The sequence below is a fragment of the Bradyrhizobium sp. 187 genome, assembly GCF_023101005.1.
Classification (GTDB): Bacteria; Pseudomonadota; Alphaproteobacteria; order Rhizobiales; family Xanthobacteraceae; genus Bradyrhizobium; species Bradyrhizobium canariense_D.
Genome location: NZ_CP064693.1, coordinates 986,315 through 998,370 on the forward strand (window position 1 = coordinate 986,315; position 12,056 = coordinate 998,370).

A 12,056-nucleotide genomic window follows, 5' to 3' on the forward strand; every position below is an offset into this window, starting at 1 on the left:
TTGGGACGACGGCGGAAATCGGCGCGCTTAGACTAAAGTCGCAAGTCCTGCAATTTGCGTTGGCTTGTCGCAGCTTGCAACCCTAGCATGGGGCTCGACGGCGCGGGGTGGGGGCCTTCGGGATTTCGCGAGCTTGTGAGCGGACGGGAACCGCTGCATTCGCGAGGAATTCGCGTCCAGCTCGGGGGTTATCGCTTCAGCGTCAAGCAGGATCGGCTGTCCACGCGGGCCGCCTGCAGCACACATGCGTGGGGGAGGAAGATCATGTGGAATCAAGTTTATGACCCGTTGCACAGCCCCGTGCTGTCGACGATCGCGGCGGCAGTCCCTGTCGTCACATTGCTGGTCCTGATCGCGAGCGGACGGGTCCAGGCTCATATCGCAGCGGTCATCGCTGTGATCGTGGCCAATTTGATCACGATCTTCGTCTTCACCATGCCGGCGAACATGTCGATCCGCGCCTCGGTGCTGGGCATCGTCACCGGGTTCTTCCCGATCGGCTGGATCGTTCTCAACGTCATCTTCCTCTACCAGGTGACGGTGAGCACCGGGCGCTTCGAATTGCTCAAGCGCGCGGTCGGCGGCGTCACCGAGGACCGGCGGCTGCAATTGCTGCTGATCGCGTTCTCGTTCGGCGCCTTCTTCGAAGGCGCCTCGGGCTTCGGCACGCCGGTCGCGATCACGGGCGCCGTCCTGATCGGCCTCGGCTTCTCGCCGCTTGCAGCAAGCGGCCTGTCGCTGATCGCCAACACCGCGCCGGTCGCTTATGGGGCGCTGGGCACGCCGATCCAAGGCCTTGCCTCGGTGACCGGGCTTGATCCCTACATCCTCGGCGCGATGGTCGGCCGGCAATTGCCGTTCTTCTCGCTGATCGTGCCGTTCTGGGTGGTGTGGGCGTTCGCGGGCTGGAAGGGCATGAAGGACGTCTGGCCGGCGATCCTGGTCACCGGCGTGTCGTTCGCGGTCCCGCAATTCGTGATCTCGAACTACGTCAATCCCTGGATCGTCGACATCGGGGCGTCGCTGATCTCGATGGGGGCGCTGATCCTGTTCCTGAAGGTCTGGCAGCCCAGGCAGCTCTGGCTGTCGCCGGCGCTGCGCGGCCGCGATGAATCGGCCGCCACCATGGCCGCGGCAAAACCGATGGACAAGACGCCGCTGACGCAGAGCGAGCTGTTCAGCGCGCTGCTGCCGTGGATCATCGTCTGCATCGTGATGCTGATCTGGGGCAATGGTGGATTCAAGACCTGGGCGAACTCGATCTTCACCTGGAACTATCCCGTTCCCGAGCTGCATCAGATGATCAACAAGATGCCGCCGGTCGCGCCGGGGCCGACGAAAGAGAGCGCGGTGTTCGGCTTCACCTATCTCTCGTTCACCGGCACCGGCATGCTGATTGCGGCGATCATCTCAGGCTTCCTGATGGGCGTCGGTCCTGGCCGGCTCTTGACGGAATACGGGCGCACCATCCGGCTTTGCGCGATCTCGCTGATCACGATCTCGGCGATGCTCGCGATTGGCACGCTGACGCGGCTCTCCGGCGTGGACGCGACGCTCGGTCTCGCCTTTGCTGCAACCGGCGTGCTCTATCCCTTCTTCGGCACGCTGCTCGGCTGGTTGGGCGTGGCGCTAACGGGATCGGATACCGCTTCCAACGTTCTGTTCGGAAATCTTCAGAAGATCACCTCCGAGCAGCTTGGTCTGTCGCCGATCCTGATGGCTGCGGCGAACTCGTCCGGCGGCGTGATGGGCAAGATGATCGACGCCCAGTCGATCGTGGTCGCGTCCACCGCGACGAATTGGTACGGGCACGAGGGCACGATCCTGCGCTTCGTGTTCTGGCACTCGATCGTGCTGGCCTCGTTGGTCGGCGTGTTCGTGACGCTGCAGGCCTATGTCTGGCCGTTCACGGCGATGGTCCTGAAGTAGCAGGCCACGCCCGGCTTCAAGCCAAATCCCCGCGAGGTTGCTCCTCGCGGGGATTTTTGCGTGGCCCATGGGCGAACCTTCTCAACGGCGCCGCCGTCTTATAGAAGGTGCCGCAAATCACGTCGGTCGAGAGGTCTCATGGTTTCGTTCAGGCAGATGGTGTGTGCGGCGGTTGCAACGCTCGCGATGTCCACGCTCGCGCGTGCGGAGGACGGTTTTCCGTTCGGCACCGAGATGACGCTGGAGGCGCTGCCGCAGCCGGGCTCGAAGCGGATTCCGAACATCGAGATCGGCGACAATGGCGAAGTCGTGCTGGAGCTCTGGTGCAAGGGCGGCAAGGGCCAGTTCTCGGTTGCCGGCAACACCGTGATCTTCGTCCCCGGCCAGATCCAGGACCGCTCCTGCCCGCCGGCAAGGGCCCAGGCCGACGACGATCTCGTTGCAGCCCTGGGCAGTGTCGAGACCTGGAAGCGCCAGGGTGACGTGCTCACGCTCGTCGGCCCCAAGCCGCTGCGCTTTCGCGTCAACGGCAATTAGCCCCTGCTGTCATTCCCCGCGACCCGGCTACGCCAAGGCTTCGCCGGGGTTGAGGTCCAGGGGCGCCGAAGCTTTAGCACAGGCGGCAGGCGGGGAATCCAGTACGCCGCGGCTTCTCGATTCATCAAAACCTTCTCGGAGTACTGGATCGCCCGGTCAAGCCGGGCGACGACCGAGAGTTGATATGCGGGCTACATCACTTCCACACCGACTTGTCGGCGTCCCAGCGCTGGCCTTTCAGCTCCTTGGTGAGCGCCTCGACCGAACCGTTGTCGTCGGGCTGATCGCCTTCCTCGTCCGCGGTCGCTTCGTCCGAGAGATTGAGCTTGGCGCCGCTGCTCTCGTCAGTGGTCGTGGTCGCGGGACTCCCGATCCAGAGCATGAGCTTGTCGGTCGTGCCGGGCTTGTCGGGCGAGACGAGGCCCGCGACCTCGATCGTGTCGGTGAGCTCGAGCGCGGGAAAATCCTGGTTCGGTCGCTTGAACACCAGCTTGAGCTTGCCGGTCGCCGGGTTGAAGCTTTGCGAGACCGGCTTTGCCGCGAGCGTCCTGCTCAGCACGCCAGCCACCGCGGCCGCGAGCTTGTCGCGGTTGATCTTGTCGCCCTCGCGCCAATCGGCGGCGGCAATGCGGATGGTGCGGTCCATCTCGGTCATGCCCGCGGTCCAGCCCGCGGCGGTGACGCCGGGCGTCGCCTTGAATTTCGCCAGCAGCGCGCCGGCGCGCTCCGGATCGACCGACATGTTGATGGTCTGCTCGCCCGCGCGCAGCGCGTCGCAGCCGACGGTGAGACTCGCCAGCGTCACCTCGACGTCCTGGCCCTTCAGGCTCTTCAGGAACTCGGTCGCGGCATCCAGCTTGACCTTGACCGCGATCGCTTCCGGCGAGACGTCGGTGAAGTCCTTCGGCTGCGGCGTGATGCCGTCGTCGGAGGTCTGGTTGTCGAGGAATTCCTTCTCGCTGAGATCGGAATTGTCGGGCGAGGTGACCTCGGTCACGGTCTGGCCAATGCTGATCTGGCCGCGGAATTCGAACGTGTCTCCGGCCTGTTTGCGCAGCAGCTTGACTGTGACCGGCGCCTTCGCGCCGAGGCTCTGCGTCGTACCCGTCAGGTTCTGGCCCGCGACCTGGAGATTGACGACGAAGCGGTCCTTGCGGTCGGAATTCTTCGCGACGGGATAGCAGACGTCGAGCACGGCTGCGGTGACGGTCTTGCCCTGGCGTGTCTCTTTCAAGATCACGTCGGCATTGCCGTCCATCAGCCCGTCGATCGAGGTGAAATAGCGCGTCTCGACGCCGCCGGGCGCCGTGGCCTTCGGCGCCAGCTTCATCTGGGCGGATGCGACCTCTGGCGAACCTGCAAGCAGAGCCGCCAGAACGGCCGTGGAGCAAAACACAAGCGCGCGCATCGACGAAATCCCCGGGCAAAGTGGGCATGATCCGGAAAGTGTGAAGCGGTTTTCCGACGAGATCAGGCCCAAACAATTCGAATCGGCCGTCACCGTAGTGGGTTTTGGCCGCCGGTTGAATTGGAAAGCACGGGCCATGATCGGCAAAAAGAAGGCCGCCCGGAGGCGGCCTTCGCAGCACTGTCAGGCGAGGTTCGGCCTTAGAAGCCGCCCATACCGCCACCGGCCGGCATGCCGGAGGCGGCTTCCTTCTTCGGCGACTCCGCGACCATGGCCTCGGTGGTCACCAGCAGACCGGCGATCGATGCGGCGTCCTGGAGCGCGGTACGCACCACCTTGGCGGGGTCGATGATGCCCTTCTCGACCATGTCGACATACTCCTCGGTCTGGGCGTCGAAGCCGAAGGTCTCGGACTTGTTCTCCAGGATCTTGCCGACGACGATCGAGCCTTCCACGCCCGCGTTCTCGGAGATTTGGCGGATCGGGGCTTCCAGTGCCTTCAGCACGATGTTGATGCCGGCCTGGACGTCGGCATTGGCGTTGGTCAGACGGCCGACCGCCTTCTTGGCGCGGAGCAGCGCGACGCCGCCGCCGGGGACGATGCCTTCCTGCACCGCGGCGCGAGTGGCGTTGAGCGCATCCTCGACGCGGTCCTTCTTCTCCTTGACCTCGATCTCGGTGGCACCGCCGACGCGGATCACCGCGACGCCGCCTGCGAGCTTGGCGAGGCGCTCCTGGAGCTTCTCACGGTCGTAATCCGAGGTGGTTTCCTCGATCTGGGCCTTGATCTGGCCGACGCGGGCCTCGATCTCCGGCTTCCTGCCGGCGCCCTTGACGATCGTGGTGTTCTCCTTGTCGATCACAACCTTGCCCGCGCGCCCAAGCATCTTCACCGTCACGCTCTCGAGCTTCATGCCGAGGTCTTCGGAGATCAGCTGGCCGCCGGTGAGGATCGCGAGGTCCTCGAGCATGGCCTTGCGGCGGTCGCCGAAGCCCGGCGCCTTGACGGCGGCGACCTTCAGGCCGCCACGGAGGCGGTTGACGACCAGGGTGGCCAGCGCCTCGCCCTCGACGTCCTCGGCGATGATGACGAGCGGCTTGCCCGACTGCACCACGGCTTCCAGCACGGGCAGCATGGCCTGCAGGCCGGACAGCTTCTTCTCGTGCAGGAGGATGTAAGCGTCCTCGAGCTCGGCCGTCATCTTCTCGGGGTTGGTGACGAAGTAGGGGCTGAGATAGCCGCGGTCGAACTTCATGCCCTCGACGATGTCCACCTCGGTGTCGAGTGACTTGTTCTCCTCGACGGTGATGACGCCCTCGTTGCCGACCTTCTGCATCGCCTGCGCGATCATCTTGCCGATGGCGGCATCGCCGTTGGCCGAAATGGTGCCGACCTGGGCGACCTCGGAGGAGGCGGCGACCGGCTTGGCGCGCTTCTCGATGTCCTTGACGACGGCCGCGACCGCGATGTCGATGCCGCGCTTGAGGTCCATCGGGTTCATGCCGGCGGCAACCGACTTGGCGCCTTCGCGGACGATGGACTGGGCCAGCACGGTCGCGGTGGTGGTGCCGTCGCCGGCGAGGTCGTTGGTCTTGGAGGCGACCTCACGCACCATCTGGGCGCCCATGTTCTCGAACTTGTCCTCGAGCTCGATCTCCTTGGCGACGGTGACGCCGTCCTTGGTGATGCGGGGCGCGCCGAACGACTTCTCGATGAGCACGTTGCGGCCTTTCGGGCCGAGCGTCACCTTGACGGCGTTGGCGAGAATATCGACGCCGCGCAGCATGCGTTCGCGCGCGTCTCCGGAAAACTTGACGTCTTTGGCAGCCATGGTCTGCAATTCCTCTTCTTCGTGATGTGTCTTGCTAATTGGGTCGCCTCATTCCGGGGTCCGCGATCGAACCCGGCGGAATGATGCATGCCCGGATCGAGTGACCCGGGCATGCATTCAGCGGCCGTTCAGGCGTCTGGCCTTAGGCCATCACGCCCATAATGTCCGACTCCTTCATGATCAGGAGCTCATCGTTGTCGATCTTGACCTCGGTGCCCGACCACTTGCCAAACAGCACACGGTCGCCGACCTTGAGGTCGATCGGGATCAGCTTGCCGGCCTCGTCGCGACCACCGGGGCCGACGGCGACGACTTCGCCCTGGGACGGCTTTTCCTTGGCCGTGTCCGGAATGATGATGCCGCCCTTGGTCTTTGACTCGGCGTCGATACGTTTGACCACGACACGGTCATGCAGCGGACGAAATTTGGATTTAGTCATGACGTTTCCCTTTGGAGGCTCGCTTCGGAAGGAGAGGAAGTGGGCGGGCGGCGCTTCCGTCCACCCTTCCCGAGGATCGATCGGCGCGCGTTAGCAATCCATCTTTCAGAGTGCTAATGGTGCGCCCGGGAATATGGCTTGGCCGCGATCCTGTCAAGCAAAGGTGGTTAAGCGATTGGTGAGACGGATATAGGATGGTGACATTGGAAACTTGTTCGGGGTGCCGGCGTATTAAAGGACGTCATTGCTCCGGCAGCGGTTTTGCGCTTGGCTGCGTAAGGGGTGCGGCCATGGTTTTGTCCGGGGGAATGCCATGATCAGTTCAGCTCACGCGCGCACGGTCGCCAATCTGGCGGCGGCTTCTTGCCTGGCGCTGCTGCTTGGTGCCTGCGGCGGCGGCATGAGCCTGCCGTCCTTTTCTTCGTCCTCACCGCCCCCCGAGGCCGAGCCCGGCACCGGTCCGGAAATGCCCGCGTCGATCCGCGCCGACGAGATCGTCGGGCGCTGGGGCCTGGCCTCGTTCCAGAACCCGGCCGACCGCGCCCGCACCGAGGCTGCCGCCCGGGCCCAATGCAAAAATCCTTACGTGATCACGGCCGGCTCCTCCGGCGGCGTGATCATGCATCTGGCCGACCAGGCAACACCGCAGGAGCTGCGCCTGAAGGGCTCGCCGAGCGGCAAGAACTATATCGGGCCGGCAGGTCCGACGCCCGGCGACCAGGACCGCGAGATCGTCTCCTTCGACGGCCGCGTCCTCATCACCCGCTTCATCGACAAGGACGCCGCCACCCGCTACGGCAACATGGTCTACGTCCGCTGCGCGCCGAGGGCGTAGTCTCTATCCTTCGTCATGCCCCGCGACCCGGCTACGCCAAGGCTTCGCCGGGGTTGAGGTCCAGGGGCGCCGAAGCTTTAGCGTAGGCGGCAGGCGGACATCCAGTACGCCGCGGCTTCTCGGCTCAATCATTGCCGTCTCTGGAATACTGGATCGTCCGCCTGCGCGGACGATGACAGCGGGGGACGATAGACAACAAAAAAACGCCGGCTTGCGCCGGCGTTTCGTTATTCAGAGCGTCGCGTCCGTTCAGTCGAACAGCGCGTCGATGTCGTCCTGCGAGGCGTGGCCGACGTCGCCTGCGAGCTTCGGGCCGTTGAGAAGCTTGTCGTCATCGCTGCGGGTGTCGACCTGCGGCACGACGTGGGACTTGATCGCGTCGACGCCGCCCCAGATTTCCATCATGGAATTGATGTGCTGCTCGATGAACTTCATCGTGCTCATGACCTTGCTGATGCGCTGACCAGTCAGGTCCTGGAAGTTGCAGGCTTCGAAGATCGAGATGACGCGTTCCTGGATATCGTCGGCGAGCCGCTTCTGCTGATCGGCCGATTGCACCTTGGCCATCGCGCTGGCCGCCTGGTCGATCGACTCGGCGGCTTCGAGGATCTGCTGGGTCGCCTGTTCGGTACCGCCGACGACCGCGCCGAGCTCGCCATTGACCTTGGCCATTTCGCCGCCGTCGAAGCTCTTGCCATGCAGTGTCGCGATCTCGCGCTTGGTGCGGTCGATGGCGTCGTGGATGAGGTCGAGCTCGACCTTCAGCTTCTCGCACTGCTCGATCTGCGCTCGGTAAGTATCGAGCATGGTACGGGCTTCCGAGAGCTCGTGGGCGGTGGAGGCGTCGATCGCCGCCATGGCGGCGCTGCCGGACAACGGCGCGGTGCCCTTCGCCATCTGCGTGCGGATCGCACGCAACTCGGCCATGATCTCGCTATGCATCGGCGCAGCCTCCTCAATCATTTCGGGGCTGGGCATCTCGCCGACAATAGCCTCCTCGACACGAAAACGTTTGCGGTGAATAGCCATCAAGAACTCCCCCCACCTCACTCACGCGTCTTTGTAGGCAGAAGCGATTTAACACGAAGTTCACAGCCGGAACTGTCGTACGGCTGTGCGCGACGGCTTGCAAACGAGCGATTAACCATGCGTGCGCGGCGTTCATCGAAAATAAACGCTGATCGCCAAATTGCGCCGCTGCCGACGACGTGGTGAATCGAAATGGCGTTTCCGTTTACCAAACAAAACGGCTTTTGCTCTTTATTGACCACGTCGCGGGTGCGGATCAGCCATCACCTCGCCACGACGCATGTGATCTAGACGAAACAGTACAGAGTACGTCGATGTTCAAGAAAATGTCTGTTGCGCTGCTTGGCAGCGCTTGCACCTTCCTTGCCGGCGTCAACAGCGCCAGCGCCTTCGACAATAGCGTGCCGAACGATCCGCCCGCGGTGCTGTACCAGCCGCAGGTGCCGCCTGCGCCGGTTCGCGTCGCGTCCAATTCGAACATGGGCGGCGGCTTCATCGAGTTCATCTTCGGTGACGGGCCCGGTCGCGGTCCGGCCTACGCTCCGCAGCAGCCGGTGTATCAGCAGCAGCCGGGTTATTATGACCAGCGCCGCCTGCCGCCGATGGGCGAACCGCAGATGCAGGACGCAGGTCTCCAGCAGGAGGCGGTCGACCCGCGGCAGCGTCAGTTCGATCCGAAATTCGAGAAACAACTCGTTGACTATAGCGGCAACGAAAGCGCCGGCACGATCGTGGTCGATACGCCGAACAAATTCCTCTACCTCGTCGAGGGCAACGGCCGCGCGATGCGCTACGGCATCGGCGTCGGCCGCCCCGGCTTCACCTGGTCCGGCGTGAAGTCGATCACGGCCAAGCGCGAATGGCCGGCCTGGACGCCGCCGGCGGAAATGATCGCGCGCCGTCCTGACCTGCCGAGGCATATGGAAGGCGGCCCCGAAAATCCGCTCGGTGCGCGCGCGATGTATCTCGGCTCGACGCTCTACCGTATCCACGGCTCCAACGAGCCTTGGACCATCGGTACCAACGTCTCCTCGGGCTGCATTCGCATGCGCAACGAGGACGTCATCGATCTCTACGGCCGCGTCAACGTCGGCACCAAGGTCGTGGTGATGTAGGCGCATAGCGCTCGGAACCAAAAACGGCCGCCTCATCGGCGGCCGTTCTCGTTTGGAGCAAGGATAAGAAGCGTCAGGCGTAATCGCTGCCGCCATCATCTCCGCCGCCGAAATCGCCGTCGTCGGCGAGGTCGACATTGCCGCCGTCATTGTCGTTCTGATCGTTGTAATTCTGGTCGTCGTTCGAAGCGTGGTCGGCGAAGCCCTGCCGGGAAGCATCGCCGCGGTTCGAGCCGATGTCGTCGAGGCCGGCATCGCGCGCGAGCGAGCCGCCGGACTGATCGCTGCCGGTCCAGGGGCTGCGATCGCCCAGGGCATTGGTGTCGCCGAAGGCCTGCTGATGCGATCCGCCCATCATGCCGCGGATGCTGGAGAGCAGCAGCGAGCCGCCGACGACGCCGGCCGCGGCGGCCGCCGCCGTGCCGAGGAACGAGCCACCGCCACCGCCGATCGGCGGCGCACCATAGCCCTGACCCGGTCCTTGGCCGTAGGCCTGCCCGTACGGTGGTTGGCCATAGCCCGGCTGGGGCTGCTGCATCGCCTGGCCGCTGTTCCATACCGGCCGCGAGTCACGCGGCGGCACGTTCGGAACCGAGCCGCGCGACGGGCCCCCGCCGAATAGCGTGTCGCGCATGGTGTCCAGGAAACCGCCGGACTGCGCCTGCTCGGGCGCCTGCGCCGCCTCCAGCTCTTGGATGCGGTTGTGAGCACGCTTCAGCGCCTCGTCCTGCAACAGCACGGTCTGCACCAGCGCATAGATGGCGCCGGGCGCCTTGCGCAGGCCGTCGGAGATCGCGGCGATCGCGTCGGGATCGCGCGGTGCATTTTCCAGTTTCGAAAGCCGGTCGAAAAGCTCGTCGACGAGCTGGCGTTCCTGCGGCGTCATGGTCAGTCTCCCTCGCGCAAAACAAGCGCGAGGCAGATGTAGGGTTCCATTGTGGCCCCAACAGTGCCGGCTGGATTAAATTTCGGTATGCGACAAGCTGCCCCGCGGGGCGGCTTTCTCGCAAACTTCGCCGGTTTTACCCCAGCGTGACGCCGCTGTCCGTCAGCAGGCGCGCAAAGGCATCGCCGGCGAGATAGGAGTGCTCGCGTTCGCGGACATCCGTCATCGGGTCGAGCCCGGTGAGAATTTCGTCGACGAAGCCGGGATGACACATCACGAGGCCGCCATCCGGCAGGCCTTCGAGAAATTGCCGCATCAGCTCGCCGAAATCGGCCGCCCGCGTGAAATCATAGGCGCCGGCGAAGCCGGGATTGAAGCTGAGGCCCGCGCTGACGGCACGGCGGCGGAATTGCGCGCTGAGAATGTCGAGCACCATGGCTTTCGGTGAGGCCAGCCGCTGCATCAGCGGCAGGTCGCGGCCGCCCTGGCGCACCCAGGCTTTTGGCGCGACTTCGCTCACCGCATCGACAAAGCCGTCGCGCACCTGCGGGTAGAGCTGCACATGCTGATGGCCGTCGACGAAGTCAGGCGCGCGTCCGAACGCTTTCGCGAAGGCTGCCAGCTGCGCCTTGACCTCGTTGCGAAAGAACTCGCGGTCGAGCCTTCGCGCAAGACCCGCGCGCAGCAGCTTCGGAAACGGGAGAAACATGTCGCCGTCGAGCGGACGGAAATGCATGGTGAGCGGCCGGAACGGTGCCGACAACGTCACGTGCAATCCGATCGCGCAGCGTGGGCTCGCTTGCGCTGCCGCCTGGAGCGCTTCGATCTCGCTGCGCTCGACCGCAGGTCCCACCATCATCACCGAGGTAGCGTTGAGACGGCCGCGTTCGATCAGGTCGCGGATGGCGCGATTGACGCCCGGGCTGATGCCGTAATCGTCGGCGCAGAGCCAGATCCGCCGCAGCGGCGCGGCCGCGCTCATTCGGCCGCCGTCCTCTTCGAGGCGTCCAGGCTTGAAGCGTCCTGGGCCTTCTCGGTTTCGAAATGCTTTTCACTGTGCTCGGCGACGAAGTAGATCGGGCGCGCCTTCAGCTCGGAGAGGATCTTGCCGATATATTCGCCGACGATGCCGATCATGATGAGCTGCACGCCGCCGATCGTCATCAGGCCGATCACGAGTGAGGGATAGCCGGGCACCTGCTTGCCGGTGGTCAAGACCTCCCAGAGGATCGACAGACCGAACAGGAACGCTCCGCCGGCGAGGATCACGCCGAGCAGGCTGGCGAAGCGCAGCGGCGCCACCGAGAACGAGGTGACGCCTTCGATCGAAAGACCAAGCAGGCGTGCGGCGCTGAAGGTCGTCACGCCATGGGTGCGCGGCGCGGGCTCGTAATCGACGCGGATCTGGCGGAAGCCGATCCAGCTCGCGAGGCCCTTGAAGAAGCGGTTGCGCTCGGGCAGCTGCCTCAGTGCTGCGACCGCGCGCGGCGACAGCAGGCGGAAGTCGCCGGCGTCTTCGGGAATCTTCTGGCGCGCGCCCCAATTGATCAGCGCATAGAAGCCGCGCCCGGCGAGCCGCCGCAGGAAGGGCTCGTTGTCGCGATGCGCCTTGGCGGTATAGACGACGTCGTAGCCGTCCTCGATCCAGTGCCGCACCAGTCGCTCGACCAGCGACGGCGGATGCTGGCCGTCGCCGTCCATGAACAGCACCGCGCCGAGCCGGGCATGGTCGAGGCCAGCCATCAGCGCGGCCTCCTTGCCGAAATTGCGCGACAGCGACACCACCTGGACGTCGACCGCGTCGGCCGGCAGCGAGCGGGCGATCGACAGCGTCGCGTCCGCGCTACCGTCGTCGACATAGACGACCTCGCAAGCCAAGCGATAGCGCTGCCGCAAGGTCTTTGCGAGATCGCAGATGCGCTGGTGTAGGGCGGCGAGGCCCGCGGCTTCGTTGTAGAGCGGGACGACAATCGACAGCCCCTTCGCGGCGGCGCTTGCCGCGTTGGTCGTCATGCCGGAAACGTCAGAGCCCAGCGTCATCGATCA

Annotated in this window: 11 protein-coding genes; 4 read left to right on the top strand and 7 right to left on the bottom strand. The window is 64.7% G+C overall.

Annotation, left to right across the window (positions count from 1 at the left end):
• The first annotated feature begins 264 nt into the window (after window positions 1–264).
• Together IVB19_RS04775 and IVB19_RS04780 are read left to right on the top strand one after the other, a co-directional pair.
• Complete coding sequence (locus IVB19_RS04775; RefSeq protein WP_026232530.1) at window positions 265–1,929, top strand: L-lactate permease; 1,665 nt, start codon at window positions 265–267, stop codon at window positions 1,927–1,929.
• A gap of 138 nt (window positions 1,930–2,067) precedes the next feature.
• On the top strand, window positions 2,068–2,466 hold the full coding sequence (locus IVB19_RS04780; RefSeq protein WP_018453431.1) for an META domain-containing protein: 399 nt from the start codon (window positions 2,068–2,070) through the stop codon (window positions 2,464–2,466).
• 196 nt (window positions 2,467–2,662) lie between these two features.
• Here IVB19_RS04780 and IVB19_RS04785 read toward each other — a convergent pair whose 3' ends face one another.
• The 3 genes from IVB19_RS04785 to IVB19_RS04795 form a co-directional block, all read right to left on the bottom strand.
• Window positions 2,663–3,874 (bottom strand): hypothetical protein, encoded by a 1,212-nt coding sequence (locus IVB19_RS04785; RefSeq protein ID WP_247299347.1) that lies wholly within the window; start codon window positions 3,872–3,874, stop codon window positions 2,663–2,665.
• Between the two features lie 200 nt (window positions 3,875–4,074).
• The gene (gene groL / locus IVB19_RS04790; protein ID WP_018453433.1) at window positions 4,075–5,706 is read right to left on the bottom strand and encodes a chaperonin GroEL; all 1,632 of its coding nucleotides are present in this window, start codon (window positions 5,704–5,706) and stop codon (window positions 4,075–4,077) included.
• Between the two features lie 142 nt (window positions 5,707–5,848).
• A complete protein-coding gene (locus tag IVB19_RS04795; RefSeq protein ID WP_007596954.1) occupies window positions 5,849–6,145 on the bottom strand; it encodes a co-chaperone GroES in 297 nt (98 codons plus the stop codon).
• A 313-nt stretch (window positions 6,146–6,458) separates the two neighbouring features.
• Between IVB19_RS04795 and IVB19_RS04800 the strand changes: the two genes are divergently transcribed.
• Window positions 6,459–6,980: a hypothetical protein gene (locus IVB19_RS04800; protein ID WP_018453434.1), complete on the top strand. Its 522-nt coding sequence runs from the start codon at window positions 6,459–6,461 to the stop codon at window positions 6,978–6,980.
• Window positions 6,981–7,229: 249 nt separating this feature from the next.
• On the opposite strand, the gene IVB19_RS04805 is transcribed toward IVB19_RS04800, so the two are convergent.
• Window positions 7,230–8,009, bottom strand: a complete 780-nt coding sequence (locus IVB19_RS04805; RefSeq protein WP_018453435.1) for a protein phosphatase CheZ — start codon at window positions 8,007–8,009, stop codon at window positions 7,230–7,232.
• 314 nt (window positions 8,010–8,323) lie between these two features.
• Here IVB19_RS04805 and IVB19_RS04810 point away from each other — a divergent pair, with 314 nt between their 5' ends.
• On the top strand, window positions 8,324–9,124 hold the full coding sequence (locus tag IVB19_RS04810) for a L,D-transpeptidase (RefSeq protein ID WP_018453436.1): 801 nt from the start codon (window positions 8,324–8,326) through the stop codon (window positions 9,122–9,124).
• A 73-nt stretch (window positions 9,125–9,197) separates the two neighbouring features.
• On the opposite strand, the gene IVB19_RS04815 is transcribed toward IVB19_RS04810, so the two are convergent.
• From IVB19_RS04815 to IVB19_RS04825, 3 genes are all read right to left on the bottom strand, one after another.
• Window positions 9,198–10,010 carry a DUF2076 domain-containing protein gene (locus IVB19_RS04815; RefSeq protein WP_018453437.1) on the bottom strand — a complete coding sequence of 271 codons (813 nt, stop codon included), beginning with the start codon at window positions 10,008–10,010 and terminating at the stop codon, window positions 9,198–9,200.
• A 136-nt stretch (window positions 10,011–10,146) separates the two neighbouring features.
• On the bottom strand, window positions 10,147–10,992 hold the full coding sequence (locus IVB19_RS04820) for a ChbG/HpnK family deacetylase (RefSeq protein WP_018453438.1): 846 nt from the start codon (window positions 10,990–10,992) through the stop codon (window positions 10,147–10,149).
• Window positions 10,989–12,050: a glycosyltransferase family 2 protein gene (locus IVB19_RS04825; protein WP_018453439.1), complete on the bottom strand. Its 1,062-nt coding sequence runs from the start codon at window positions 12,048–12,050 to the stop codon at window positions 10,989–10,991. The genes IVB19_RS04820 and IVB19_RS04825 overlap by 4 nt, the downstream gene beginning before the upstream one ends.
• Between the last annotated feature and the right edge of the window lie 6 nt (window positions 12,051–12,056).

Coding starts and splice junctions, on each gene's coding strand:
- IVB19_RS04775 (WP_026232530.1), top strand. CDS start 265: ATGTGGAATCAAGTTTATGACCCGTTGCACAGCCCCGTGCTGTCGACG.
- IVB19_RS04780 (WP_018453431.1), top strand. CDS start 2,068: ATGGTTTCGTTCAGGCAGATGGTGTGTGCGGCGGTTGCAACGCTCGCG.
- IVB19_RS04785 (WP_247299347.1), bottom strand. CDS start 3,874: ATGCGCGCGCTTGTGTTTTGCTCCACGGCCGTTCTGGCGGCTCTGCTT.
- groL (WP_018453433.1), bottom strand. CDS start 5,706: ATGGCTGCCAAAGACGTCAAGTTTTCCGGAGACGCGCGCGAACGCATG.
- IVB19_RS04795 (WP_007596954.1), bottom strand. CDS start 6,145: ATGACTAAATCCAAATTTCGTCCGCTGCATGACCGTGTCGTGGTCAAA.
- IVB19_RS04800 (WP_018453434.1), top strand. CDS start 6,459: ATGATCAGTTCAGCTCACGCGCGCACGGTCGCCAATCTGGCGGCGGCT.
- IVB19_RS04805 (WP_018453435.1), bottom strand. CDS start 8,009: ATGGCTATTCACCGCAAACGTTTTCGTGTCGAGGAGGCTATTGTCGGC.
- IVB19_RS04810 (WP_018453436.1), top strand. CDS start 8,324: ATGTTCAAGAAAATGTCTGTTGCGCTGCTTGGCAGCGCTTGCACCTTC.
- IVB19_RS04815 (WP_018453437.1), bottom strand. CDS start 10,010: ATGACGCCGCAGGAACGCCAGCTCGTCGACGAGCTTTTCGACCGGCTT.
- IVB19_RS04820 (WP_018453438.1), bottom strand. CDS start 10,992: ATGAGCGCGGCCGCGCCGCTGCGGCGGATCTGGCTCTGCGCCGACGAT.
- IVB19_RS04825 (WP_018453439.1), bottom strand. CDS start 12,050: ATGACGCTGGGCTCTGACGTTTCCGGCATGACGACCAACGCGGCAAGC.